At 73.5% G+C, this 24,928-nt stretch carries 19 protein-coding genes; 5 read left to right on the top strand and 14 right to left on the bottom strand.

What is annotated here, in order from left to right:
- Nucleotides 1–55 precede the first annotated feature (55 nt).
- Both WME73_RS17000 and WME73_RS16995 read right to left on the bottom strand, forming a co-directional pair.
- Complete coding sequence (locus tag WME73_RS17000; protein ID WP_437746487.1) at nt 56–2,260, bottom strand: protein kinase domain-containing protein; 2,205 nt, start codon at nt 2,258–2,260, stop codon at nt 56–58.
- Between the two features lie 44 nt (nt 2,261–2,304).
- Nucleotides 2,305–2,961, bottom strand: a complete 657-nt coding sequence (locus WME73_RS16995) for a hypothetical protein (protein ID WP_437916348.1) — start codon at nt 2,959–2,961, stop codon at nt 2,305–2,307.
- 150 nt (nt 2,962–3,111) lie between these two features.
- Here WME73_RS16995 and WME73_RS16990 point away from each other — a divergent pair, with 150 nt between their 5' ends.
- Nucleotides 3,112–4,278, top strand: a complete 1,167-nt coding sequence (locus WME73_RS16990; protein ID WP_437746485.1) for a lipin/Ned1/Smp2 family protein — start codon at nt 3,112–3,114, stop codon at nt 4,276–4,278.
- Between the two features lie 25 nt (nt 4,279–4,303).
- On the opposite strand, the gene WME73_RS16985 is transcribed toward WME73_RS16990, so the two are convergent.
- The gene (locus tag WME73_RS16985; RefSeq protein WP_437746484.1) at nt 4,304–5,122 is read right to left on the bottom strand and encodes a lysophospholipid acyltransferase family protein; all 819 of its coding nucleotides are present in this window, start codon (nt 5,120–5,122) and stop codon (nt 4,304–4,306) included.
- Nucleotides 5,123–5,344: 222 nt separating this feature from the next.
- Complete coding sequence (locus tag WME73_RS16980; protein WP_437916347.1) at nt 5,345–6,193, bottom strand: hypothetical protein; 849 nt, start codon at nt 6,191–6,193, stop codon at nt 5,345–5,347.
- 390 nt (nt 6,194–6,583) lie between these two features.
- On the opposite strand from WME73_RS16980, the gene WME73_RS16975 reads away from it, so the two are divergent.
- A complete protein-coding gene (locus WME73_RS16975; RefSeq protein WP_437872356.1) occupies nt 6,584–7,027 on the top strand; it encodes an acyl-CoA thioesterase in 444 nt (147 codons plus the stop codon).
- A 38-nt stretch (nt 7,028–7,065) separates the two neighbouring features.
- On the opposite strand, the gene WME73_RS16970 is transcribed toward WME73_RS16975, so the two are convergent.
- From WME73_RS16970 to WME73_RS16930, 9 genes are all read right to left on the bottom strand, one after another.
- Nucleotides 7,066–8,625 (bottom strand): AMP-binding protein, encoded by a 1,560-nt coding sequence (locus WME73_RS16970; RefSeq protein WP_437916346.1) that lies wholly within the window; start codon nt 8,623–8,625, stop codon nt 7,066–7,068.
- Nucleotides 8,613–9,686 (bottom strand): mandelate racemase/muconate lactonizing enzyme family protein, encoded by a 1,074-nt coding sequence (locus tag WME73_RS16965; RefSeq protein ID WP_437746480.1) that lies wholly within the window; start codon nt 9,684–9,686, stop codon nt 8,613–8,615. The genes WME73_RS16970 and WME73_RS16965 overlap by 13 nt, the downstream gene beginning before the upstream one ends.
- A 5-nt stretch (nt 9,687–9,691) precedes the next feature.
- Nucleotides 9,692–10,636, bottom strand: a complete 945-nt coding sequence (locus WME73_RS16960) for a 1,4-dihydroxy-2-naphthoate polyprenyltransferase (protein ID WP_437916345.1) — start codon at nt 10,634–10,636, stop codon at nt 9,692–9,694.
- 184 nt (nt 10,637–10,820) lie between these two features.
- On the bottom strand, nt 10,821–12,665 hold the full coding sequence (gene menD, locus WME73_RS16955) for a 2-succinyl-5-enolpyruvyl-6-hydroxy-3-cyclohexene-1-carboxylic-acid synthase (protein WP_437916344.1): 1,845 nt from the start codon (nt 12,663–12,665) through the stop codon (nt 10,821–10,823).
- A 33-nt stretch (nt 12,666–12,698) separates the two neighbouring features.
- Nucleotides 12,699–13,430 (bottom strand): bifunctional demethylmenaquinone methyltransferase/2-methoxy-6-polyprenyl-1,4-benzoquinol methylase UbiE, encoded by a 732-nt coding sequence (gene ubiE, locus WME73_RS16950; RefSeq protein WP_437916343.1) that lies wholly within the window; start codon nt 13,428–13,430, stop codon nt 12,699–12,701.
- The gene (locus WME73_RS16945) at nt 13,427–14,692 is read right to left on the bottom strand and encodes a hydroxymethylglutaryl-CoA reductase, degradative (RefSeq protein WP_437746477.1); all 1,266 of its coding nucleotides are present in this window, start codon (nt 14,690–14,692) and stop codon (nt 13,427–13,429) included. The genes ubiE and WME73_RS16945 overlap by 4 nt, the downstream gene beginning before the upstream one ends.
- An 80-nt stretch (nt 14,693–14,772) precedes the next feature.
- Nucleotides 14,773–15,849: a polyprenyl synthetase family protein gene (locus WME73_RS16940; RefSeq protein ID WP_437746476.1), complete on the bottom strand. Its 1,077-nt coding sequence runs from the start codon at nt 15,847–15,849 to the stop codon at nt 14,773–14,775.
- Nucleotides 15,850–15,939: 90 nt separating this feature from the next.
- Complete coding sequence (locus tag WME73_RS16935) at nt 15,940–16,497, bottom strand: GbsR/MarR family transcriptional regulator (protein ID WP_012235639.1); 558 nt, start codon at nt 16,495–16,497, stop codon at nt 15,940–15,942.
- Between the two features lie 285 nt (nt 16,498–16,782).
- Nucleotides 16,783–18,531, bottom strand: coding sequence for a phosphoenolpyruvate carboxykinase (GTP) (locus WME73_RS16930; protein ID WP_437746474.1), 1,749 nt, complete (start codon nt 18,529–18,531; stop codon nt 16,783–16,785).
- 177 nt (nt 18,532–18,708) lie between these two features.
- Between WME73_RS16930 and WME73_RS16925 the strand changes: the two genes are divergently transcribed.
- Entirely contained in the window at nt 18,709–19,566 is an 858-nt protein-coding gene (locus WME73_RS16925) for a metallophosphoesterase (RefSeq protein WP_437916342.1), read from the top strand.
- A gap of 28 nt (nt 19,567–19,594) precedes the next feature.
- Here the strand turns inward: WME73_RS16925 and WME73_RS16920 are convergent, their stop codons facing one another.
- Nucleotides 19,595–20,794: an aminotransferase class V-fold PLP-dependent enzyme gene (locus WME73_RS16920; protein WP_437916341.1), complete on the bottom strand. Its 1,200-nt coding sequence runs from the start codon at nt 20,792–20,794 to the stop codon at nt 19,595–19,597.
- Nucleotides 20,795–21,278: 484 nt separating this feature from the next.
- Between WME73_RS16920 and WME73_RS16915 the strand changes: the two genes are divergently transcribed.
- A complete protein-coding gene (locus tag WME73_RS16915; RefSeq protein ID WP_437916340.1) occupies nt 21,279–23,972 on the top strand; it encodes a serine/threonine protein kinase in 2,694 nt (897 codons plus the stop codon).
- Nucleotides 23,924–24,829 carry a serine/threonine-protein kinase gene (locus WME73_RS16910; protein WP_437916339.1) on the top strand — a complete coding sequence of 302 codons (906 nt, stop codon included), beginning with the start codon at nt 23,924–23,926 and terminating at the stop codon, nt 24,827–24,829. The genes WME73_RS16915 and WME73_RS16910 overlap by 49 nt, the downstream gene beginning before the upstream one ends.
- The last annotated feature ends 99 nt before the right edge of the window (nt 24,830–24,928 follow it).

The raw sequence follows: 24,928 nt of genomic DNA, 5'->3' as shown, positions 1-24,928 counted from the left end.
GATCAAGCGACGTCTCGGCGCGTCGGGTGCGCTCGCGCGCGCGCGCAGCGGCGCTTCAGGAATAGAACCAGGCCAGCAAGACGAACGCCATGAAGGCCGCCGCCGCGACGGCGAGCGCGAGCGCGCGCGGCACGCCGAGGAGCATCGGCCGGAGGCTGGCCTGAAACGCGACAGCGTCCGCGGCGGTGGGCGGGCCGATCGCGTCGCCCGCAGCGTCACCCCGGACGGCGAGCGCGGCGGATGGCACGCCTGCCGCGTCGCTCCTCGCGGGGTCGGCGCCCATGAACGGCTGGGCCGCGCCCGCATCCCCGGGCGTCGGAGTGAGCCGATGCTGGGCCGCGCTCACGTCCCCGGGCGCCGGAGTGAGCCGATGCGGGGGCGCGCCGAAATCCGAGGGCCTCGACGCGGCCGGTGACGCCAGGTGCTCGAGGCCGAGCTGGGCGAGGATGGCCCGCTGCTCGTTGCCCCACGCGACAGGCAGCGCCGTCGTCTCGGGCGCGAGCGTGAGCGGCGCGGACATCACCTTGTGCATCGCCCGCTCGAGCGCGAGCGCCTCGTCGAGGCGGTGCGACGCGCGCTCCGGGGCGGCGCTCGCGGAGAGGCGCAGCGCCTCGGTGGCCATCTCGGAGAGGTGAGCAGCCACCTTGGCCAGCGCCAGCTTGCGCTCGGCGTGGGCGACCGCGAAGCGCGCCTCCTCGCGGAGCCGGAGCGCCTCGGTCGTGAGGCGGTCGACCTCCGCGTGCAGCGGCCTCGCCCCTGCCGGCACGCCCTGCGCCGTGAGCGGTGTGTCGGCGTCGTGATCCACGGAGAACGCGGCCACGGGAGAGATCGAGGGCGTCGCCTCGTTCCCGGACGTCGCGCGCAGCTCGTTCCCCGACACCGGCAGCGGCTCGCTGTCCCGATCGGTGAGGGATCCGTACGAGGGCAGGCTGCTGCGGCGCCGTCCTCCGCCCGAGCTGGAGGACCCGGGATCTGCGCGCACCCTGCCGTTGCTGCCGACGACGACCGTCGCCTCGTCGGCCGTCTCGGAGGCCATCGGTCCGCGCCGGCCGAGGTCGTCGTCCGCGGCGTCCGCCTCGCGCGGCGTGAGGCCGGTCGGCGACGGGGACAGCGTCCCGCGGCGCGCCTCGATGTCGGTCGCGTCGTCGTTCTGAGCGCGCGCGCCCCCGCTGCCGCGGAGCCGACCGGGGGCGTTCGCCCCCCTGCCCCGCGGATCGGCCGAGGGCCGGCGCGGGATCGCCTCGGCTGTCGAGAGCGAGGGGCGCGGCGCCTTGGCGACCCCGGCGAAGCCGCCGGTGACGGCGCGCTCGAACCAGCGCATCTGTCTCATCGCGTTGCGCCGCACGAAGCGCCCGAGCGCCTCCTCGTTCCCCTCGTGGTACCCGTGGCTGTGTAGCCAGCCCTCCAGCCGAGCGAGGATCTCGTCCGCGCTCTGGAAGCGCGACGGCGGGTCCCTCTCGAGACAGCGCATCACGATCGACACGAGCTCCTTGTCGATCTTCGGCCGGAGCTCCCGCAGGTCGGCCGCTGGCTGCGTCGACATGCTCCGCAGGAGCTCGTAGTCGCTCGTCGACGGCCACGGGTGCTTGCCGGTGAAGAGCTCGAACAGCACGACGCCGAGCGAGAACAGGTCGGAGCGCCTGTCGGCGGCGCCCCCGCGGGCCTGCTCCGGCGCCATGTACGTCGTCACGCGCCGGCGCGCTCCGACGGCCGTCGTCATCACGCGGAGCGACGATTTGGCGAGCCCGAAATCGGCGATCTTCACCTCGCCCTGGAACCCCACGAGCACGTTGCCCGGCGTCAGATCGCGGTGCACGAGGTTGAGCAGCGCGCCGGCAGGCGAGCGGAGCTCGTGCGCCGCGCTGAGCCCGCGGCAGAGCGTCGCGCCGACGTGGACGACGAGCCGCTCGGAGAACATCTCGCCGGTGTCGAAGACGGTCTTCATGAGCCGCGCGAGGCTCACGCCCTGCACGAGCTCGACGGCGAAGTACCACCCCTGCTCGTCCGTCCCCCAGCCGGCGACCTCGACCACGTTCGGGTGCTTGAGCGCCGCGGTCGTGCGCACCTCGTCGAGGAACCGGGTGGAGACGTTCTGATCCTCGGCGAAGTGCGGGTGCAGCCGCTTGACGGCGAGCAGCTCCCCAGGCCGGTGCGGACCTGCCGACCTGCAGAGATCAACGCGGGTGGTGGCCCCGGACGCAATCTCGGCAAGGAACTGGAACGAGAGCGCAGCCGGCGCGGGCTCGGGGAGCCGAGACATGCACGGAGAAGTCTAGCGGGCGACGGCCCCCACCGGAAAGAGCCTCAGAGACCCGCGCGCACCGCGGCGATCGCGGCGGCGACCCCGGAGGGGGTGGCCTTGAGGTGCACGTCCAGGTGGTCATCCTTGGTCTTGAGCGCACGGACACCGAGCACCGGCGCGCAGATGCGCAGCGCCCGCACGACCGTCGGATTCCCGCCGAGGGCCGGGATTTTGAGGAGATCCAGGGTAATCCTGTCACCCTTCGCGTCGATCAGCGCGGCGGGCCGCTTGGGCATGAAGGAGACGAGATCGCCCGGCTTGTTCAGGTCGATCGCCCCCGAGCCGATCAGCCCGGCGATCGGCGAGGCCTCGTCGCCCAGCACCTGCAGCTTGAGGTCGGCGATCCGCAGGCCGACCTGGATCGCGTCCGCGCGCACGTCGAGCTCCTCGGCGAAGGCCGTGAACGAGGCCCGGATCGGGGCGCCCATGATCTTCACCGTCAGGGCGAGGCGCAGGCCCGGGGGCGCGGCCTCGATCACGATGTCCTTCGGCGCGCGCTTGCCGCCGCTGAGCTCTCGCGCCAGATAGCGCAGCGCATCGATCGGGACGCCGAACCGCAGGCGGAGCGCGCCGCGGAGCGCCCTCGCGATCTCCTCGGGGTGCGCCTTGAGATAGTCACCGGTGTGGCGAAGCAAGACCTTCGGATCGGGCTTGGGCATCGTTGGGGCCGCTACGATTGCCCGGAGTCGGGCCAGCGCGCAAGGGGCGAGCGCGGTCCCCCGGGAGGCCCTCGATGACCGGAGGTCGCTGTTCGAACGGGGGCGACTCGGTCACACTCGGGCCCGATGCAGACCAGGATCCTACTTGTCATGGCGACAACAGCGCTCGCGATCGGCTGCGGATCGGCCGACGCGACGCTCGAGTGGGCGCCGAGCGGAGGCGGGGGCGGTGGCCAGGGAGGCGATGACGATGGCCGGGGCAGCGATGGCGACGGCCAGAACAGCGGCGGGGGCCAGAATGATGGCGGCGGCGGCGCGCCGAGCGGCGAGGACGGCGGTTCGAGCGGCGGCGGGGCGCCGGGAGCCTCCTGCAACCCACCTCCGGCGTGTGACGCGGCGCCGCCCGATCCGGGCGAGGAGCTCGCGTGGAATCACCCGTCTTCGTACCTCATCGCCGGCGCTGGGAGCCCCAACCACCGCGGACGCGACCTCTACCTGACGCCGGACGACCCGCAGTGGATCATCGGAAAGTTCGCCTACGGGATCACGGACAAGGACCTGAAGGATGAGCGGGTCGACATCTATCTGCTCCGCGGCTGCGGCGGCGCGTGGGAGCGCCTCGGCTCGGCGACCACGACGGAAGCGGACTCGGCGCACCGCGCGGTCGAGGGTGTCAGCGATGACGGCGGCCGCGTCTACTTCGAGATCCCCGCGGCGCAGCGGCTCGGTCCGGGCCGGCACCGGGTCCACCTGGTCGTCCGCGGCGACCTCTCGAGCACCGATCTCTTCATCGAGGTCGTCCCGCGGGGCGCGCCGATGTTCGTCAGCGACATCGATGGGACGCTCACCGGCACGGAGACCGAGGAGTTCACCTCGCTCCTCCTCGGCGAGCTGCCCGACGCGCACGCGCACGCCGCGGCGGCGCTCCACCGGCTCACGTCGAAGGGCTACCGCCCGATGTACCTGACCGCGCGGCCGGAGTGGCTCGTCCAGCGCACGCGCGATTTCCTCGAGGCGTACGGCTTCCCGCCTGGCATCGTGCACACCACGCTGGGCCTGACGGGCGCGACGGGCGACGGCGCCGCGGAGTACAAGACAGCGGAGCTGGAGCGGCTGTTCGACGGAAGGGAGATGCTGCCCGCGTGGGCCTTCGGCAACACGGCGACCGACGCCGAGGCCTACGACAACGGCGGCGTGATGCCGGTCGCGCGGCGCGTGTTCTACCGGTTCGACGATGAGGCGCACGGTGGCCGTCGCATCGACGGCTACGACGAGCTGTTCGCCGAGATCGACGCGCTCCCCAGCCTCTGCGATTGATCCGCCCCGCCGGCGCGTCGACCCGTCAGCCGGACGCCTGCTCGGTCCGGGCGCCGCTCGCCGGCGCCTCCGATGCGGCCACGGCTCCGTCCGGCGCTTCGACGCGACCGCCGATCGAGCGGAGGAGCTCGCTCACCGCGGCGTGGGCGCGCTCGCGCAGCTCGTTGACCCGCGCGCCCTCGCGGCCGTCCGGGCGCACGGCGATCGGCGCGCCGACCCGGACACGGACGATCCGCAGGGTGCCGTCGCCGGTGTCGAGGGCACCCTTCTTCATGAGGAGGTGCGTGCCGTCGATGGCGACCGGCACCACGGGCACGCCGGCGCGGACGGCTGCATAGAAGCCGCCGTTCTTGAACTGCCGGAGGATGCCGTCCTCGCTCCGCGTCCCCTCGGGGAAGACGAGCAGCGGCTTGCCGCTCTTGAGCACCTCTTCGAACCGCGAGATCGCCTCGACCGCGGCGCGGGAGCCGACCGTGCGATCGACCGGCACATGGCCCGCGAGCCGGAGGTGCCAGCCGAGGAATGGGATCTTCATGAGAGAGCGCTTGGCAGCCCACTTGAAATCGCCCGGCAACGCGGCGCCGAGGGCCAGGATGTCAAGAAGGCTCTGGTGGTTGGAGCAGTAGACGAACACCCCGGGAGGGACGTTCTCGAGTCCGCTCGCCTGGATCTCGATATCGAGCCCTCGCGCGCTCGCCTGACACCAGCGGCGCATCGCCCACAGGCTCGCCGAGCGCTGCGGCGTGAGGGGGCCCAGCGTCAGAGACACGGTGCCGTACGCCATGGTCCTGAGGGTGAAAGGGACCCACTGGCGCGTCGCCAGCCATGCGCTCCTGAGATCCATACTACAGCGCTTACCACTCTCCATATCGGGCGAAAACGCGTAGCGTCTTGCGCACCGGCGCTGCGTGCAAGCGGCGTTGCTCGACTCCGGATCGCCGCTTTGCGGCGCGGCGAGATGCGCGATCCGGCGCTCGCCCACCTCGGAAGTTCGCCATGGGCCAGGCGCGCTCCTCGGGCCAGGGTAGAGGCTCGATCGACGCGCTCTTGCGGTGCCGTGCGGCTACTACAGATCGAGCGGCGGCGTGAGCAGCCCCCAGCCGACCGTGGCCGGCCGCCCGGCGCGCTCGAACTTGACCGTGTACAGGCCTGTCTCTTCGGCGCTCTGCACGACGGCGGGGCGCAGCGCGCCGACCCATTCGGCCCAGACGCTCGCCCCGATCTTGAGCTGCGGCTTGACGGGGAGCGGACGGAGCGCCGACTCGTCGGCGAGCAATGCGGCGCCGCCGTAACCGAGGGCAAACCACCGCGCGGAGCTGGTGGGCAGCGACGTCAGGACGGCGCCTGGCTCGGCCGGAGGACCGCCGAGCCGCGACACGAGCAGCACGTGGCGCCACGTCTCGCCGTCCTTCCATGCGGCGAAGTTACCGGGGGCGAGCCCCGCGGTCTGCACGACGAAGCGAACCCCCTTGAGCTGCGCGAGCGGAGTCCGCGGGTCCATGTCGGTGTAGCGGACCTCGATCTTGTCCTTCACGAAGCGGGTGAGGACGGCATGCTTCATGACGCCGTTCCACTCCGTGAGCAGCGGGTCGTGGGGCCGGAGGCGGGGCGCGTCGGGCACGGGGATGACGTAGCCCGGGTGAACCTTGTACGACGGTCCGCCCCTCCCCTCGACGATGAGGTCGTCGCCGTCGAAGCCGACCACGGTCGCCGCGTACAGCACGAGCGTGGACCCGAGCTTGGCCCCGGCGAGCATCCGGTCCGAGAAGGTGAACACGCGGCGGCCTGGCTCTAGCTTGATCGGGTACGGGGGGAGGCCGAGCGGGTTCGACGCGTGCGCCGCGCCGGTCGGCGTCGAGGTCTCCGCGAACGCAGGCCGCGGCAGCGCAGCGACGGGCGGGCTCTGAGAGGGCATCGGCGTCGGGGTCGACACCGGTGCCGACTCGCACGCGGCCGCGAAGCTCGCTCCCAGGAGACAAGCGAGCGCCACGAGCACGCCGCGGGAACGCGGCGCTCGGGCCCGGAGGCATCGCATCGCGCGGCGCTCGCGATCCTTCGAGGTGGCGCGACGCAGCCTGCGGGACCCGGCCCCGAGACCGCCGGGACGTCGGTCAGCCATCGCGGGCGAGCATGGACTGCGAAACGGACGACGGCGAGCAGAAAGGGACAGCAGAACGACCCGGCGAAGCGTCGGCGGTAAGACCTGACCGCCCGCGTCAGAGCTGGAGAAGGAGGGCGCCGCGGTGCGGCGGAGCACCGCGCTCCTCGCGACGTGCTCGGCGCCTCTGCGCTAACCTGCGGCGCGATGAAGCGCGCGTTCAGCGTCGATGAGCTCAAGCAGACCGCGCCGCGCCTCGCCGTGGAGCGCCGCGCCGTGCGCTTCCAGGACGTCGATGCGGCCGGGATCGTCTTCTATCCGCGCGTCCTCGAGTATTTCAGCGACGCGTACATGATCGCGCTGAAGGAGCGAGGCATCGATCTTCCTGCGATGATCGCGGGCGGCACGATCAAGCTGCCGCTCGTCCACGCCGAGGCGGATTACCTCCTGCCGCTCCGGTTCGGTGACACCATCGAGGTCGAGGTGCTCGCGCCGAAGCTCGGCGACACGTCGTTCACGGTGGGCTACCGCGTGACGATGACGACGGCGGGCCGCGTCGCCGCCATCGGGCAGACCGTGCACGTGTGCATCGACGGCGCGCGCTTCACGCCGTGCCCGCTCCCGGACGATCTGCGCAGCGCGCTCGCCTAACCGCGCCGAGCGACGGCCGCCGGACGGCGCGCCGGGCGCTAGCGTGGTGGGAACGGGGCGAGCGCGGCCGCGAGCTGCGCCGCCGCGCCGGCGCGATCGAGCTTGCCGGCCGCGGTGAGCGGCAGCGCCGCGACGGCGCAGAGGCGCCGCGGGCGCTTGTGCGGGGCGAGCCGCGCCGCGACGACGGCCGCGAGATCGCCGAGCCATGCGGGGGAGGGTGCGGCGCCGCCCGCCTCGCAGGGCGAGGCCTGATCGGGGACGATCGCCGCGGCGACGACCTGACCCCAGCGATCGTCAGGCACGCCGAACACCACCGCGCCGGCGACGCCCTCGCAGGACGCGAGGACCTGCTCCACCTCGGCGGGGTAGACGTTCTCTCCACCGGTCACGATGAGATCGCTTCGGCGCGCCGCGACGTGCAGCCGCCCGGCGGCGTCGAGCGCGCCGAGATCGCCGGTGCCGAACCACCCGGCGCCGTCGACCGAGAGCTCCGGCGCGCGGTCGGGGCCGCGGTAGTAGCCGCGGAACAGCACCGGGCCGCGGATCTCGATGCGGCCCACGCCGTCGCTGCCGGCGCCCTCGACGCGAAGCTCGACGCCGGCGATCGGGGAGCCGGAGCCCGGCTCTCTCGCGCGCGGATCGCGCGGGCGCTGCACGGTGACCTGCGAGCACGCCTCGGTGAGGCCGTACGTGGTGAGCGCGGGGACCCCGCGGCGCGCGCACTCGTCGAGCGCCCGCTCCGGAGCGCCCGCGCCGCCGACGAGCACCGCGCGGAGCCGGGCGAGGACGTTGTCGCGATCGGCCTCCAGCAGCGCGAGCAGCATCGTCGGCACCACGGAGAGCAGCGTCGCGCGGTCGCGGACGATCGAGGCGAGCACCGAGGCGGGCTCGAAGCGAGGCGCGAGGATGACAGCGCGGCGCGCGAGCAAGCAGCGGGTCACGATCGAGAGGCCACCGACGTGGCAGAGCGGAAGGCAGAGCAGCCAGCGGTCGTCGTCGCGCACGCCGAGGTTGGCCGCGCTCCCCTCGGCGGCGGCGAGGAACGCGCGGCGCGAGAGCACCGCGCCCTTGGGACGCCCGGTGGTGCCCGAGGTGTAGACGATCGCCAGATCGCCGGAAGCGTCCGGCGGCGGGACGCGCGCGGCCTCAGCGGCGCGCGCCCCGCGCTCGCGGAGCGCGCCGATCTCCGGCGCGGCGTCGTCGAGCAGGGCGGCGAGCGCAGGCTCGCGCAGCACGAGGTCGGGGCGCGCGTCGTCGATCAGGAGGCCCGCCTCGCCGGCCGTGAGCCGGGGATGGATCGGGACGAGCACGGCGCCGAGCGCGAGCAGCGCGTGGATGACGACCACGGTCCCGAGCGCGTTCGGGGCGACCAGCGCCACGCGGGCTCCCTGCCCTACCCCCGCGCGGGCGAGCCGGACGGATACGGCCGCGACCGCGGGCGCCAGCTCGCCGAAGCGGAGGGCGCCGCCGGGGCCGACGCCGAGGGCGGGGACGTCGATCGCGCGCGGCGCGTCGTCCTCGGCGCCGCCGAGGACGATCGCTGTCCGGGCGGCGAGCGCGGGATCGCGCGCGGCATCGAGGAGGCTCAGCCCGTCCATGGCCGGATGCCGAGGCCGGGCTGATCGCTGGCCGCGACCAGGCCGCCCTCGCGGAGCTGCGGGATCCGGATCGCGGGCCACGCCTCCAAGCCGGCGTGCGCGTCGAGGCCGCACGCGAGCGGCGCGCGCGGCAAGGCGAGCGCGAGCTCACACGAGGCGGCGAGCGCGATGGGCCCGTCGAAGAGGTGCGTCACCACGGCGTCGAGGCCGCGCGCCTGTGCCCTGCAGCCGAGCGTGTGCGCGCGCAGCAGGCCGAGCATCGCGGGCTTCAGGATGAACGCGGCGCAGCCTTCCGCTTCGAGCAGGCGCTCCGGCATGCCCTCGACCGCGAGCGACTCGTCGGCCGCCCACGGGACCTCGCGCGCGCCGAGGTGGTGGAGGAGCTCCGGCGCGACCGGCTGCTCGACGAAGCGCGGGCCGAGCGGCGCGAGGAGCGCGAGCCGGCGGGGCGCCTCGTCGAGCGACCACGCCGCGTTCGCGTCGAGCCGGAGCTCGACGCCCGGGTGCTCCCGCCGCAGCGCGCGCAGCGCCTCGAGGTCGCGCGCGAAGCCGTCCTCCCCGCGCGAGCGGAGCTTCACCTTGATCGCGCGGACGCCGCGCGCGGCGTCCGCGCGAGCGCGCTCGAGCATCTCCGGCAGCGGCACCGAGGTCGTGAGCAGCCCGTTGACCTGGACCTCGGCGTAGCGCACGTGTCCGCCGAGGCACGCCGACATCGAGAGGCCGAGGCGCTGGCCCAGCAGATCGAGCAGCGCCGTCTCCAGGGCGAAGCGCGCCGCCGGGAGCTCGCGCAGCCGCGATGACAGCGGCGCGAGCGCGCGCAGGATCGCGGACGCCGTCGCCGTCGGCGGAGCGCCCTCGGCCGGAAGGTCGACCGCGCCGAGCGCCCCCGGCAGCTCGGCGAGCGCGCGCTGGTCCTCGTCGGCCGTGTCGGGTGAGAAGCCGGGGAGCGGCGTGGCCTCACCCAGGCCGACGCGTCCCTCGTCGTCGGTGAGCGACAGCACGAGGCCCCGGCGCGCGCCATCAAGGACCCGGGACGCGAGGCGGGCATCGACGACGCGCATGATCTCTACAGGCGGGCCGCGAGGCCGAGCGAGAAGAGCAGCGCGTACGCGAGCAGCAGCTTCGCCGTCCCGGCGAGGCAGTCGTTGAGCGGCCGGCCGTCGGTCGTCGCCAGCACCCGGAGCAGGCGCACCGCGCGAGGGAACGTCGCGAGCACGAGGAGCGTCCACCGCCGGCCCTCGCCGACGGCGAGCGCGACCGGCACCGCGTAGGCGGCGGCGAAGAGCATCGCGTATTCGATGACGCCCGCGCGGCGCCCGAGCCGGACGGCGAGCGTGCGCTTGCCGGCGACGACGTCCGTCTCGCGATCGCGGACGTTGTTGACGACGAGCACGGCGGTGGCGATGGCGCCGATCGGCACGGCCGCCGCCCACGCGAGCGGCGGGACCGAGCCGAGCTGGACGAACGCCGTACCGCAGACGGCGACGAGGCCGAAGAACACGAACACGAAGAGGTCGCCGAGGCCGTGATAGCCGAGCGGGTACGGCCCACCGGTGTACGCGACGCCAGCGAGGATCGAGACGACGCCGATCACCACGATGGGCCACCCGCCCACGAACGCCAGGTACACCCCGAACGGCAGCGTGAGCGCGATCGTGACGAGCAGCCCGGCGCGCACCTGGCGCGGCGTGAGCAGCCCCGCCTGCACGGCGCGCGTGGGGCCGAGCCGCTCGTGCGTGTCGGCGCCCTTCTCGTGATCGAAGACGTCGTTCGCGAAGTTCGTCGCGATCTGGATGAGCATCGCGCCCGCGAGCGCCGAGAGCGCCGGGCCGAGCCGCATCCCGCCGAGCGCGTAGGCGACGGCGGTCCCGACCATCACCGGCGCGAGCGCCGCGGTGAGCGTCGCCGGCCGGCACGCGAGGAGCCACGCCCGGAGCGAGCCGGGGCGCACGCCCCCCGGGGCCGCTGCGCCCGCCGCGCCCGCCGCCTGAGGGGCCGCCGCGGCGCTCACGATCCCCTCCCCGGCTCGCGGGGCCCGCGCGCCCTCGCGGCAGCGCGATCGCTCCCGCGCTGCGCGGCGCCCTCGCCGGACCCGCCGCGAGCGACCTCGTCGGAAGCGGGACTCGTGTTCGCGTTGACCTGGCTCATGATCGTGGATCCCTCTCGGCAAGCTCGGGGTTCTCGGCGCGCGCCGCTCATGGAGTCTGCAGATCGGCCGCCGCGCCGTCCGCGGCCGGCGCGCTGCCCAGGGCTGCGACGTCGCGACGAACGTCGGACCAGAGCCGCGCCACGCGGGCAGCGCCGTCGTGGGGCGGCACCACCGCCTCGATCAGCGTCGCGCCCGTCCGCTGGTACCCCGCGGCTAGCGCGCGGGCGAGATCCCCGGCGGTGCCGGCGCGCTCGTAGGCGAGCCCGAACATCGCCGCCGCGGGCGCGAAGTCGAGGTGCTGCGGCATCGTGAAGCAGCGCTCGAGCAGCTCGGCGCCGCGCCTGGCGATGGGGAGGTGCTCGAAGATGCGGCCGCCGTCGTTCTGGACCACCACGATGACGAGCGGCGCTCGGCCATCGCCCGCTGCCTTCGCGGCGAGGAGCAGCCCGGTCAGATCGTGCAGCAGGCTGAGATCGCCGAGCAGCAACGTGACCGGCGCGGCGGCCGCCACGCGCGCGCCGGCCGCCGCCGACACGAGGCCGTCGATCCCGCTCGCCCCACGCTGGTGCAGCACGCGCAGCGCGCGCGCCGACGGCGGGCAGTACGTGTCGAGGTCGCGCACCGGCATGCTGTTGCCGATCGCGAGCAGCGAGCCCGCAGGGCACGCGCTGGCCACCATCCGGGCGATGGCGCCCTCCGTCAGCTCGTCCCCGGCGCAAGCGCGCGCGGCGTGCGCCGCCGCTATCTCGCCGGCGCGCGCGAACGTCGCGGCCCAGTCCCGCCGCCCGCGCCCCAGGCTCAGCGCCGCCCCGGCGAGGCGCGCCGCGAGCGCCTCGCACACCTCCACGGGCTCACCCATGACGAGGGCAGCCGCGGCGCTCGTCGGGTCGTTCCAGCCGTGCGAGGAGACGACGACGCGGCGGGCGCTCGTGTGCTCGGCGATGTAGGTCGCATAGCCGGCCGATGTCGGCGGGGCGCCGAGCTCGAGGATGAGGTCGGGCGCGTTCGCCGCGCGGAACTCGGGCGCGCGGAGGAACGAATCGAACGACGCCGGCATCACGACGCCCTCGGTGAGGCCGCCAAAGCAGATCTGGCTCGTGCCCTCGGCGAGCACCGGGAAGCCTGTCGCGCGCGAGAGCGCGAGCACCGCGCGGCGCGCGCGCGCGTCGTCCTCTCGGCTCTCGGCGGGGCCGCACACGATGAGCCCCCGCTCCGCGCGCGCGCAGCGCGCGGCGAGCTCCTCGATCGCGCGCCCATCGACCCCGGCGCGGGCCGACACGACCCGCGTGCCGGCGCGGCGCATCAGCGCCTCCCACTCTGCCTGCCATGGCTCGGGCCCGGCCGCGTCGACCGGCTCGAGCGGCTTGCGGAAGCGCGCGTTGATGTGGACCGGGCCCGGCGTCGGCGACAGCGCGCGCGTGACCGCCTGGGCCGCGATGCGCGTCACCGCGCGCATCGCGAGGGGCCACGGATCCGGCAGCCCGAGCTCGGCGAAGTGACGGACATGGTCGCCGAAGAGCTTGGTCTGATCGATGGTCTGCGAGGCCGCGGCGTCGGCGAGCTCCCACGGACGGTCGGCCGTGATCGCGATGAACGGGGTGAAGCTCTGGTGCGCCTCGATGATCGCCGGGAGCGCGTGCGCGCCGGCGGTGCCCGAGGTGCAGAGAAAGACGCTGGGCCGTCCGGTGACGCGCGCCTGCCCGAGCGCGAAGAACGCGGCGGCGCGCTCGTCGACGACGCTGTGGCAGCGCACCTCCTCGCTCTCCATCGCCGCGATCGCGAGCGGCGTGGAGCGCGAGCCGGGGCAGAGGACCAGGTCGCGCACCCCGGCCTGCGCGAGCGCGCGGACGAACAGCTGCGCCCAGGCAGAGTGGAGGTTCGACCCGCCCATCACCGCCCCCCGAGGCCCTCTCTCGCGCGCACCTCAGGCCCCCTCGGGCGTCGCGACGAAGAGGCACACGACGCCCATCGTGAGCGGCTCCACGCGGAGCACGCGCAGCCCCGCGCCGCGCATCAGCTCCGCGAACTCGTCCGGCGGCGGGAACCTCGCGATCGAGTCCTGCAGGTACCGGTACTCGTCCTTGCCGGAGATCGCGCCGCCCACGTACGGGACGACCGTGTGGATGTGGAAGCGCGCGAGCTTGCCCATGAGCCCGCTGCGCGGCTCGCTGAGCTCGAGGATCGCGATGCGCCCCCCGGGCCGCGTGACGCGCGCCATCTCGCGGAGCGCCCGCGCGCGATCCGGGACGTTGCGGATCCCGAACGCCATCGAGATGGCGTCGACGCTCGCGTCGCCGAGCTGGAGCTGCTGCGCGTCGCCGACCTCGAGATCGATCCGCCCGGCGAGCCCCGCGGCCTCCACCTTCCGGCGGCCGACGCCGAGCATCCCCTGCGACGGATCGACCCCGATGACCTTCACCTCGTGCGCCCGCGCGATCGCAATCGCGAGATCGGCGGTGCCGGTCGCGAGATCGAGCACCGTCGCGCCGGGCGAGAGCTCGAGCGAGCGCACCGCGCGCCGCCGCCAGCCCTGATCGAGCCCCAGCGAGATGACCCGGTTCAGGAGGTCGTACCGCTCCGCGATGCCGTCGAACATCTCGCCCGTGCCGAAGCGGCGCCCGCCGCGCGGCGCCTGATCCTGGCTCGCCTCGCTCATGTCCCGCTCCCCGCCTGGTGCACCGCGCGCGGCGCCTCGGCGCGCTCTGCGGCGAACCGCTTGCCTTCGCCGGACGGCGGCGCGGCGGACTCCCCGCCCCCTGCGCCGATCGCGCGTTTCCGCTCGTGGAGCCGCATGTGGCCTCGCTGGATGCCCTCGCTCGCGAGCGCGCGCAGCGCCGCCAGGTTGGACGCCAGCCCGACGGACGCCAGCACCACCGCGAGCTCGCGCGCGCTCTTCGCGCCCACGAGCTGCAGCGCGGCGCGCACGCCCGCGTGCACCTCGGTCGCGCCGCCCACCGTGCCGACGGCGAGCGGCAGCTCCGCCCGCCCCACGAGCCCGCCGGGGATGCGCTCCCACGTGCTGAGCGGCCGGTACCGGCCGCCGATCGCCGCGTACGCGTGCGCGCCCGCCTCGATGGCGCGGAAGTCCTGCCCGAGCGCGACCGCGGCCGCGTCGAGCCCGTTCATGAAGCCCTTGTTGTGGGTCGTCGCCCGGTACGGATCGAGCTCCGCGAAGCGGCTCGCCCGCGCGATGCCGCTCGCCACGTCCGCGCCCCCGAGCGCGTCGTCCGTCACGGTGGCCGTCACCCGGACGAGGCGGCGGACGGTCAGGTTGGAGAGGATCCGCAGGCCCAGCGTCCCGCCGGCGATGCGCTGCACGAGCGGCGCCACCGCCTCTGCGACGGTGTCGACCAGGTTCGCGCCCATGGCGTCACCGACCTCGACGTAGAGGTGCACGACGAGCACGCCGAGCTCCGCCGAGAGGACGCGCACCTCGAGATCGCGGCAGCCGCCGCCGCGCGCCACCATCCTGGGGATGGCCGCGTCCCCGGCCGCGAGCAGGCTCGCGCGGGCCGCCTCCAGCCGGCCCGCGGCCGCCTCCGCGTCCGGCACATCGTCGAGCTGGACCTGGGCGGTCATGATCGGCGGGTCCGCCTCGCCGGAGAAGCCGCCCGACCGCCGGACCATGCGCGCCGCGTTCGACGCGGCGGCGATGACGCTCGGCTCCTCCACCGCCATCGGCACCAGCACGTCGCGCTGGTTCACGCGGAAGTTCAGCGCAAGGCCGAGCGGGAGCGCGTGCGTCGCGATGACGTTCTCGCACATCCGATCGGCCACCGCCGTCGGCAGCCCTCCCCCGCTCGCGAGGTGCGCGAGCGCCTCCTCGTCGAGCAGACCGAGCGCCTGGATCGCGCGGAGCCGCTCCTCGAGGCACCGCTTGTAGAAGCCGCTGATCCGGCTGGACACGTGTTGGCTCATCGGGTGTCTCCGCGCGCCGCGCGCGCTCGCGAGCGGGGCGCGCGCTCCGCGCACTGCATCAAGGGGTTCGTCATCGCCGCTCACCGCTTCCGCCGGGGCGTCGACATCGCGACCCCCTCCAGCGCCGCCTTCGCCGGGCTCTCCGGGAGCGGCTCGATGCTCCGCACCGCGTCCCCGCAGAGCCGGGACGCGAGCTCCAGGCAGTCGTCCACGACGCGCTTCTCGACCATGATCTGCGCGATGCGCCGGCCGAGCTCCGGCTCGACGGCCGTGTCCTCCGACGCGCAGTGCGCCTCGAGGGCGGGCGTGAGCTCGCGGTCGCGCTCCATGGCGAGGAGCAGCGGGTACGTCATCTTGCCCTCGCGCAGGTCCGTGAGCAGCGCCTTGCCGGTCGCCTCCGGGTCGCCTGCGAAGTCGAGGACATCGTCGACGAGCTGGAACGCGACCCCGAGGCTCGTCCCGAAGCTCTCGAGCGCCTTGCAGAGCGGCTCGCTCACGCCGCCCGCGCGCGCCCCTGCGAACATCGCCCAGCGGAACAGCGACGCCGTCTTGCCGTCGACGATCTGGAAGTACTCGCTCGAGCTCGTGCGCACGCGGCCCCGCGACGCGAGCTGGAGCGCCTCGGCCACGACCATCTCCTTGATCACGAGGAGCACCCGCTCGAGCACGTCGATCATGCCGACCGCCTGGATCTTGGAGAGCGCGTCGAGCAGGAGGTAGTCGCCGCCGAAGATCGAGGCGGCGTTGCCGTAGATGACCCGCGCCGCGTCCGCGCCGCGCCGGCGGTCGCCGAGGTCGACGACGTCGTCGTGCAGCAGCGTCGCGTTGTGGACGAGCTCGACCGCGACCGCGAACGTCCGCGCGGCGTCGTTGAAGCCGCTCCCGATGTGGGAGGCCAGCGCGACGCAGATGGGCCGCAGCCGCTTGCCGTTCAGGCCGAGCAAGTGCCGAGCGCTCCGGTGCGCCGGCGTCTCGCCGTCCAGCCCGACCTTCGCGATCTCGCGCTCGATGTCGCCGAGGTCCCCGTCGAGCAGGCGCCTCAGCTCCGCGAGGCGCGCAGCGAGCGCGTCGAGCCCTCGCCCAGCGCACATGCCTCCGAGGCTCGAGACGACATCGCTCCGCTGGACCGTCCCAGTAAACGTTGTAGTCGCAGTCATCCCATCTCCACCTGGAAGCACGAGCGCACGCTGCGCCCCGCACCGCGCGGGGCCCCCGTGACGGTCGAGCTCTCCGAAATCACGGTCCCGCTAGGCGCCTCGCCGGGAACGCACGGCGCGGATGGGGAACCGGACCAGATCCCCGAACCGCGAGAAATCCACGGTCCTGCTCTTGATGAACCCGTCGAGCGCCGCCTGCGCGACGATCACGAACGAGAGGAGCCGCTCCACCCGATCGAGGCTGAACCGGGCGGCGTCGGTGGGAGGCAGGCCCTCGAGCAGCGCCGAAGCCCGCTCGAGGCGCTCCCTCACGGAGTCGGCGATCAGCCGCTCGCGCTCGGCGAACACTTTGGAAATCATCTTCCAGAAGTCCGTCTCGGCCTCGAAGAACTCCTTCCGCTCGCCCGGTTTCCATACTCTTCGTACTACACCCCACCTTTGCAATTCTGTCAGCGACATACTCATTGCGCCGGAAGAAACCTGCAGCCGCTCGCCGATCTCGGCGGCGGAGAGGGCTCCGCCTTCAATGAACAGGACGGTCCAGATCCGCCCGAGCACCCGGCGAAAGCCCCAGTGCTCGATGACGTCGCCGATCGCGTCCGCCGCGAGCAGCTCCGCCTGGCGATGGATGTCGCTTGCGTGGCTCATGAAAGTTTCAAAATTCTTTGAAAGAACTGTGTGGGCCTACTTGCGCCGGCGTCAAGACATTCCCGACCGTTCTCGCCACGCAGCGCGGACGAACGGGTCGGTTCATGGGCTGGCGCGGGCGCGCGGCTCACTTCATGGGCCGTGCGCGGCCTGGGGCGTCGAGCGCCGGGGTGCTCCTGTGCAGGGTTCGCGCGTCGCGACCGCGAGCCTTCGGGCCGGGGCCATCCGGGCCTCGCGGCGGTGCGTGGCCTGAACCGCGCGTGAACCGCTCTCGACGGCGCTAGCTCACGCCCGGATCCGGGCCATGAGATCCCGGTTTTGCCGGAGCAGCGCCTCGGGCATACGCGAGCCGAACGACTCCAGGAACGCCTCGCGATCGCGCGCCTCCTCCAGCCACGCGTCGCGATCGATGGCGAAGAGCTCGCGCATTGCCTCGTCGTTCACGCCGAGGCCGCTCGTGTCGAGCTCGCCGTCGGTGGGCATGATCCCGACCGCGGTGTCGTGTCCCTTCGCCTCCCCGCGCACGCGCGCGACGATCCAGCGGAGGACGCGGAGGTTCTCGCCGAAGCCTGGCCAGAGGAGCGCGCCCGCCTCGCTCTGCCGGAACCAGTTCACGTGGAAGATCTTCGGGAACGCCGCGCGGTTCTCGCCGAGCTCGATCCAGTGCCGGAAGTAATCGCCCATGTTGTATCCGCAGAAGGGGCGCATCGCCATCGGGTCGCGGCGGACGACCCCGACCTTCCCGGTGGCGGCCGCGGTCGTCTCCGAGGCCATCGTCGCGCCCAGATAGACGCCGTGGGCCCAGCCGCGCGCCTCGCAGACGAGCGGCGCGAGCCGCGCGCGCCGTCCGCCGAAGACGATGGCCGAGATGGGCACGCCCGCTGCGGCGTCGAACTCCGTCGAGATGGACGGGCACTGGCGGGCCGGCGCGGTGAACCGGCTGTTCGGATGCGCCGCGGGCTCCCCGCTGTCGGGCGTCCACCGGCGTCCCCTCCAGTCGGTCAGCACCGGCGGCACCGGACCGTCGAAGCCTTCCCACCACGGCGTCCCCTCCGGCGTGAGCGCCACGTTCGTGAAGATCGAGTTCCTGGCCAGCGTCGCCAGGGCGTTCGGGTTCGTCCTCGAGCTCGTCCCCGGCGCCACGCCGAAGAAGCCGGCCTCGGGGTTGATCGCCCAGAGCCGGCCATCCCGGCCGATCCGCAGCCAGGCGATGTCGTCGCCGACGGTCCACACCTTCCACCCCTTCTGGGACGCCGGCGGCACGAGCATGGCGAGGTTCGTCTTCCCGCAGGCGCTCGGGAACGCCGCGCAGACGTACGTCACCCGCCCTCCCGGGTCCTCCAGGCCGAGGATGAGCATGTGCTCCGCGAACCACCCTTCGTCGCGCGCCATCGTGCTCGCGATGCGCAGCGCGAAACACTTCTTCCCGAGCAGCGCGTTGCCCCCATACCCGGAGCCGACGCTCCAGATGAGCCGCTCCGCCGGGAAATGGCAGACGAAGCGGCGCTCGGGGCTCAGGTCCCCGAGCGAGTGCAGCCCCCTGCAGAAGTCATCCGAGCTGCCCAGCGCATCGAGCGCGACCCGGCCCATACGGGTCATGATCCGCATGCTCGCCACGACATAAGGGCTGTCGGTGATCTCGATTCCGACCTTCGCCGAGGGCGATCCCACTGGGCCCATCAAATACGGGACGACGAACATCGTCCGCCCCCTCATCGCCCCGTCAAACAGCCGTCCGACCCGCTGCGAGGCCTCGTCCGGCGACATCCAGTTGTTCGTCGGGCCCGCGTCTTCCTTGTCGCGAGTGCAGATGAACGTGAGGTGCTCAGTCCGGGCGACGTCGGTCGGGTCGCTCCGGTGAAGATAGCAGTTGGGGTATCTCTCCCCGTCGAGCGCGAGGAGCGTACCGTCGCTCAGCATCCCCTGGATCAGCGTTCGGTTCTCCGCCTCGGAGCCGTCACAGAAGACGACCCGATCAGGCCGCGTCTGATGGGCGACCTCGTCCACCCACGCTGAAAGTTTCCGGTTTTGCATACGACTGCGAGCCTAGCCTGAGCGGGAACCTCCGCCAAGTCACAGTACTATTGTAATACTTCGTCAAATCTGGATGATCTGGCAGAGGGCGTGGCGTGGCAGCCGGCCGGCGTTCACGCGTCGGATGGGCTCAGTTCACGCGAGGCGAACGCAGGGACGTTCGGCTATGCTGGAGACGTGCAGCGTGTCGTCGACCTCCCTGATCGGGGCAGACTGATCGTCGCCACCGACTTCCAGGGCAATGTCGCGGATTTCGAGCGAATCGCCGAGATCTTCGAGCACGCGGCGACCGGCCGTGACGGCGCGGTCCTCGTGATCACGGGCGACCTGGTCCACGGGCCCGAGCTCGACGAGGGTGAATGGCCCGACTATCTGGGCTCGTTCTACCGGGGCGATTCCGTGACCTTGCTGAAAAAGGCGAGGAGTCTCGCGGAACGCCACCCCGGCCGGGTTCACTACCTGCTCGGAAACCACGAGCACGCGCACGTGGGAGGTCCGGTGGTGGCGAAATTCTTCCCGGACGAGGCGCTGCGGCTCGAAGATCTCCTCGGCCCGGAGGACACGCTGGCGATGCGAAGCTGGTTCCGCGGATGGCCGTTCGTGGCGGCCGCGCGCGCGGCCCGGCTGGTCATGCTCCACGCGGCGCCGCACGCCCGCATCCAGAGCCGGCAAGATCTCGATCGGCTCCCGCTCGACGGGTTCCTCGACGTACCGCTCTCGGAGATGAGCCTGCACGGGACACTCGGCGCGCTGCTCTGGGCGCGGAGCACATCGAGCGACCGCGCCTATGCTTTCCTCCGCGCGATCGACCCGGACGCTCGCGTGGCGATCTACGGGCACGACGTCGCGCGCGAGGGGTATGCCACCGAGCGCGAGCCGCTGCTCTGCCTGTCGACGAGCTTCGGTTGCTACGACGGCGACAAGCTCTACCTGGAGTGGGATCTCGCCGAGCCCGCGGAGAGCGCGGCCGACGTCGCCTGGCGTGGGCTCCGGTCGCTGTACCCCGACGCGCCGCGCGTCCACAGCGAACCGTGATCGTCCCGACGAGAACGTCGCCAGGGCGCTAGCGACCTAGCTCCTCGACGAGGGCCGCGACGCCCTGGTCGATCTCGGCGTCGGTGAGGTAAGGCGCGGGGCCGATGCGGAGCACGTCGCGCCGGGCGTCGACGAGCACGCGCCGGGCGCGGAGCCGCTCCACGACGTCGCCCGCTCGCGCCGAGCGCACGCCGACGAAGCCGCCCCGGCGCTCGGGCTCGCGGGGCGAGACGACGTCGCCGCCGCGGCCCGCGGCGTCGAGGAGGTCGAGGATGCGCCCGGTCTGCCGGAGCGATATCGCGCGCAGCCGCGGGACGGTGAGGCCGAAGCGATCCCAGTGCTCGATCACCGCGGCGGCGCGGTAGAGCGCGGAGGGGTCGAACGTGGAGCCCGCGAATCGCGCGCCCCCGGGCGCGTACGCGACGCCGCCGCTGCTGCCCGCGAGCGAGCCGAAGTCGGCGAACCAACCGGTGAAGACCGGGCGCAGCCCGCAGCCGTGCGGGACGCGCATCCAGCAGATCCCCTCGCCCATCGCCGCGTACTTGTAGCCCCCCGCGACCGAGAACACGTGAGGCGCCGCGCTGCCCCACGCGAGCGGGACGACGTTGAACGCGTGGTAGGCGTCCACGAGCGGGACGGCGCCGATCTCGGCGGCGCGCGCGACGATCTCGTCGAGCCGCGGCACCACCGTCGCGCTCTCGAAGAGCACGGCCGAGATCGCGAGCATCGAGGTGCCCGGCCGGAGCGCGGCGAGCAGCCGGTCGGCGAGCGCGTAGCGCGGCTCGACGCTCACCCAGTCGATCTCGACGCCCTCCTCGGCGAGGCGGGCGAGCTGGCGCCTGAGCGAGTGGAACTCGCCCTGCGTGGTGACGATCCGGAGCCGCTCGCGCCGAGGGAGCGACGTGATCAGCCGGTAGACGAGCTCGTGGGTGTTCTGGCCGAAGGCGATGGCGTCGCCGCGCTCGAAGCCCATCCGCTCCAGGATCGCCGCGCCGACCGCCGCGAGCTTGGGCAACACCGCGGCGTCCCACTTGCCGTCGACGAGCTGCGCGGCGTCGTCGAAGCATGCGCAGAGCGCGTCGCGCGCCACATCCGGCCAGGCCTGGTGGGAGTGCCCCGTGAGCAGGATGCGCGGCGCCACGTCCCCCGCCGGCGCGAGGAACCGTGAGTACGCCGCGCGAAACGCGTCGAGGTCGAGAGAGAAGCCCTGTTCCACGTCTCCTTGCATTCCAGCTCTTCGGTCGCGGCGTCGCGCGGCGAACACGCAGGGCGACGAGGCCCCGCACGCGCTGCCGCTTAACTCACTTCGATGCCCACTTCCACCCAGTCGGTCCGTGGGGTGCGGTGCGTTGCGCAGGATGCGTGGATTGCGTCCTCAACGCGCGTGGATCGGTCTGGGCCCCTCTGCCATCTACCCCACGCGCGCGCCGACAGCCCAGGCGGCCGGACGCGAGAGGACCCGCTTCTGCACGAAATCGAGCATCAACGGGGCTGGCTCCTCGCCCCGCCATGTCGTGCTCGCCGGGGCGAGGCGGCGGAGCGCGCGGCGGGGGCGCGCCTCCGGCCGGTCCGATCATCGTAGGGGGAGGTAGCTCTCTCGGAGCCATGTGGAGCGGCACGCGCTCCGGGTCGGGATGGGAGGTTCCATGACGGGCGAGGATTGCTGCGGCGCGGGAGGGGGGCCGGCGCGTCGGCGCGCTAGACTGCGCAACTTGCCGATGCGACCGCGCGCGGAATACCTCGAAGGGCTCGTCGACCTCACGTCCCACGACGACCCGAACGTCCGGCGCGCGCTCTTCCGGCAGACGATCGCCTCGCTGGCGCTGGTCGATGCGCTCGATGGATCGACCCCGCTCGACTCCCTCAGCCCGGATGGCCTGCTCCGGAGCGTCCAGACCGCCATGGCCGACGGGCTGCTCGACGATCTGAGCTGGCTCGCGCCGGCCGCGGCGAGCGTGGCGCTCTACGAGATCGCCGGGGCGCTCCCGCTCGGGCCGGAGCGGCGCGAGCTGGGCAGGCGCGTCCTGGGACAGCTCTATGCCGGCAACGCAGCGACGTTCGTCGCCCTCGCGACGCGCATGGCGGCCGGCTCGGCCCGCGGCCTGTCCGGGGCGGGGATCCGCGCCCGCGTGATGCTCTCGCTCTGGCTCCCCGCCGGCACCGACATCCCGGTCGAACCGCTCGCGCTCCTGCTCGCCTCGCGGCGCGAGCTGTCGCGCGACTGGATCGCCGCGCCGTCGACCGGCTCGCTCCCGGAGCGACGGCTCGCCGCGCGCCTGATCGAGCGCGCCGCCCGCGAGGCGACCCGCCGGGCCATGCAGGGCGACGACCTCCCGCTCCGGCTGTTCCGCAACGTCGGCGACGGGCGGCGGCGCGACCTCGACCGCAGCGCCGACGGGATCGCGCTCGCCTGGCAGACGCTCCTCGCCGATCGCGAGCCGCTCGTATGGCGCCACGTCGCCGCGGCGCGAGGGATGCTCGCCGGGGTGCTGCCCGACTTCGCCGAGGAGGTGCGCGCGCTGCTCGCCCAGGATCTCTCCCCCACCGAGTGGCGGCGCGGCGCGGCGTCGCTGGCCGCGAGCATCGCCGTGGATCCGGACGGCGCGCTCGGACGCGCGATCGAGCTCCTCCGGAGCCCGCTGCTCGCCGCGGACCCGGGGATCGCCACGGCGATGGCCTGGGGGCTCCCCGTCGCGGCCGACGCGGAGCCTGAGGCCGCCGACGCGTTGCTCGACGAGATCGCGCGCACGTCCCCGATGGCGACCGCCGAGGCGATCGTCGAGCTCCGGCGCGAGCTGCGCGGCGTGATGAGCCGCGGCGAGCCGTTCGGCGCCCGCGCCGCGGCGCGCTGCGCCCGCGCGCTCGAGGACGCGCTCGAGGCCCCGCCCAGCGCGCACGTCCGCGACGACGGGCTCGCGGCGCTGGCGTGCGTCATCCACCGCGACCTCTCGATGGACAGCGCCGGGGTGGCGCTGCTGCGCGGCGCGCTCGACAGCGCCGTCGCGGCGTTCGTCGAGACCGGCCCGCGCGACGCGCACGGCCGCGCGCTCGAGGCCTACGCCCTCGCGACCGAGGTGGTGGGCGCGCTCGAGGAGATCGAGCTCTGCGAGCACGACGACGCGCAGAGCACCGCGGCGCGCAGGGCCGCGGTGGGGCTCGTGCGCGAGCTGGACGCCGAGCTGCTCGGCTCCGGCCTGCTGAAGAGCCTCCTCCTCCTGAACCGGCGGCCGAGCGAGGACGCGACCGGGGTCGCGTCCCTGGACGATCTCGACGAGCGGCTCGCCCGCTGGCTGCTCCGCGCCGAGGGGCCCGCCGCCCGGGCGAACGCCTCGCCGCCCCTGCACGTCACCGTGCACCAGCGCAACCTGCGCGCGCTCATCCACCTGATCGACGGCGAGAGCACCGACTTCGGCAGCGAGCCAGAGCTCAAGGCGCGGGTGCTCGCCCGCTGGACGGGCGCCATCGGCGTGCTGCTCGACCGGCTGCGCGCCGAACGCGGCTCGTCGCTCCGCCGCGCCATCGCCGCCTCGGTCGCTCGCGGCCTCGACGCGCTCGTGCGCGAAGGCGCCGCCGACGCGGCCGACATCTTCTTGCACGCGGCGATGCGCGGCGGCGACCCCGACGACCTCGACGTGCTCGGTCAGGCGAGCATGCACCCGGATGTCGCCCAGCTGCTGCGCGCCTACGCGCGCTTCGCGCGCGGCGGGCGCGAGGGCGGCGCGCGCGCGCCGGAGGGCGACGCCGCGGCCTCGCGCCGGTCGACCCGGCAAGGCGGCCTCGACGCGGAGCTCGCCGAGGCCGAGCGCGCGCGCGTGGCGCTCGAGCGCATCGCCGCCATCGAGGCGCTCGTCACGGCGCTCCCTGCGGGCGCGTCGCAACGCACGGAGATCGTGCGGGGCGCGCTCGCCCGCCTCGCGCGCGCGCTCGGAGCGCTGAACGCGGCCCGCGCGCTCAGCGCGCTGACCGGCGCGGGTGACGGCGACGTGGACGCCTCGCCGCTCGCCGCCCTGGAGGAGGCCCTGACGCGCCTCGCCCAGCTGACCGCGGGCGCGCGCCGGCGCTGCGGGGAGCACCCGGCCTCCGCGCCCTCCGGCGCGACCGAGCCGCTGCGCCTCGCCATCGAGGTCGCGCTGCAGGAGGAAGGCGACGCGGAGCCGAGCGTCGCCGCGCCGATCGAGGCGCTCGTCTCGGCCGCGCGCGCGAGCATCCGAGCGCGCTCGCCGATGTGGTCGCCCTCGTCGTGCCGCGCGTCCTGCTGCTCCCGGTCCGGCGGCAGAGCGCGCCAAGCGGGGTCGCCCTGCCCGAGCAGCCGCTGCCCGCGTGGCTGCCGAGCCGGCGCACGCTCGGCGGCTTCTACGTGCACCGCCAGCTCGGCGGCGGCTCGCTGGGGACGGTGTTCGTCGTGACCCGCACCGAGGAACGACACGATCCGTCGGCGGAGCGCTTCGCCCTCAAGGTGCCGGAGTACGATCACACGGCGGCCAGGAGCGTCTCGGAAGCCGACTTCCTCCGCCTGTTCCGGGAGGAGGCGGGCGCGCTGCTCTCGCTGCCCGATCACCCGAACCTCGCCGGCTTCGTCACGTTCGACGCGGGCGCCCGCCCCAAGCCGATCCTCGTGATGGAGCTCATCGAGGGCATCCGCTGCGACAAGCTGCTCGACGCTCGAGGCCTCACCTCGCGGAGCGCGGTGGCGCTGCTCGACGGCATCCTCGCCGGGCTGGAAGCCATGCACGCCGTCGGCGTCGGACACCTCGACATCAAGCCGACGAACGTGATCCTGCGAGGGGGACGCGAACCCGTGCTCGTCGATTTCGGCCTCGCCGGCCGCCACATCCGCCCCGGCTGCGCCACCGGATGCTACGGCGCCCCGGAGATCTGGGGCGTCGTCCCCGCCGGGGTCACGCCCACCCCGCTCACGGCCGACGTCTACAGCTTCGGCTGCCTCGCCTACGAGATCCTCACCGGCAAGACGCTGTTCGACGCGCCCACCGAGGTCGCGCTCATCACGGCGCACGTCACGCACGACGGGCTCCCTGCGCCGATCAAGCGCATCGCCGACGATCCGAGGACCGCAGACATCGCGGCGTTCATGTATGCCTGTTTACGACACAACCCGAACGATCGCGCGAACGCCTCCTCCCTGAGGGAAATGCTGCTGCGGATCACCGGCCAGCTCGCTGACCTGAGATGGCCGCTCGACGACGAGCGGGCTGCCAGGCCCAGCACCTGTGGACCTCGGAAAGTCCATACAGGAAGTTCCTGATGCGTTTTTCCTCTGAATCCTGTCGGCTCAAAGAAGGATTTAAGCAGTAGGTTGTTTCTCGGCGGCGCGTTCGGGGGGGCCGCGTATCAGGCCGCCATG

The organism is Sorangium sp. So ce302 (assembly GCF_051530145.1).
Classification (GTDB): Bacteria; Myxococcota_A; Polyangia; order Polyangiales; family Polyangiaceae; genus Sorangium; species Sorangium cellulosum_B.
Note: the sequence above shows the minus strand (reverse complement) of the source record. Positions and strands in the feature narration are given on the sequence as shown.

Bases quoted from the DNA above. Each gene is read 5' to 3' on its own strand.
- WME73_RS17000 (WP_437746487.1), bottom strand. From the start codon at position 2,260: ATGTCTCGGCTCCCCGAGCCCGCGCCGGCTGCGCTCTCGTTCCAGTTC.
- WME73_RS16995 (WP_437916348.1), bottom strand. From the start codon at position 2,961: ATGCCCAAGCCCGATCCGAAGGTCTTGCTTCGCCACACCGGTGACTAT.
- WME73_RS16990 (WP_437746485.1), top strand. From the start codon at position 3,112: ATGGCGACAACAGCGCTCGCGATCGGCTGCGGATCGGCCGACGCGACG.
- WME73_RS16985 (WP_437746484.1), bottom strand. From the start codon at position 5,122: ATGGATCTCAGGAGCGCATGGCTGGCGACGCGCCAGTGGGTCCCTTTC.
- WME73_RS16980 (WP_437916347.1), bottom strand. From the start codon at position 6,193: ATGCCCTCTCAGAGCCCGCCCGTCGCTGCGCTGCCGCGGCCTGCGTTC.
- WME73_RS16975 (WP_437872356.1), top strand. From the start codon at position 6,584: ATGAAGCGCGCGTTCAGCGTCGATGAGCTCAAGCAGACCGCGCCGCGC.
- WME73_RS16970 (WP_437916346.1), bottom strand. From the start codon at position 8,625: ATGGACGGGCTGAGCCTCCTCGATGCCGCGCGCGATCCCGCGCTCGCC.
- WME73_RS16965 (WP_437746480.1), bottom strand. From the start codon at position 9,686: ATGCGCGTCGTCGATGCCCGCCTCGCGTCCCGGGTCCTTGATGGCGCG.
- menD (WP_437916344.1), bottom strand. From the start codon at position 12,665: ATGGGCGGGTCGAACCTCCACTCTGCCTGGGCGCAGCTGTTCGTCCGC.
- ubiE (WP_437916343.1), bottom strand. From the start codon at position 13,430: ATGAGCGAGGCGAGCCAGGATCAGGCGCCGCGCGGCGGGCGCCGCTTC.
- WME73_RS16945 (WP_437746477.1), bottom strand. From the start codon at position 14,692: ATGAGCCAACACGTGTCCAGCCGGATCAGCGGCTTCTACAAGCGGTGC.
- WME73_RS16940 (WP_437746476.1), bottom strand. From the start codon at position 15,849: ATGACTGCGACTACAACGTTTACTGGGACGGTCCAGCGGAGCGATGTC.
- WME73_RS16935 (WP_012235639.1), bottom strand. From the start codon at position 16,497: ATGAGCCACGCAAGCGACATCCATCGCCAGGCGGAGCTGCTCGCGGCG.
- WME73_RS16930 (WP_437746474.1), bottom strand. From the start codon at position 18,531: ATGCAAAACCGGAAACTTTCAGCGTGGGTGGACGAGGTCGCCCATCAG.
- WME73_RS16920 (WP_437916341.1), bottom strand. From the start codon at position 20,794: ATGCAAGGAGACGTGGAACAGGGCTTCTCTCTCGACCTCGACGCGTTT.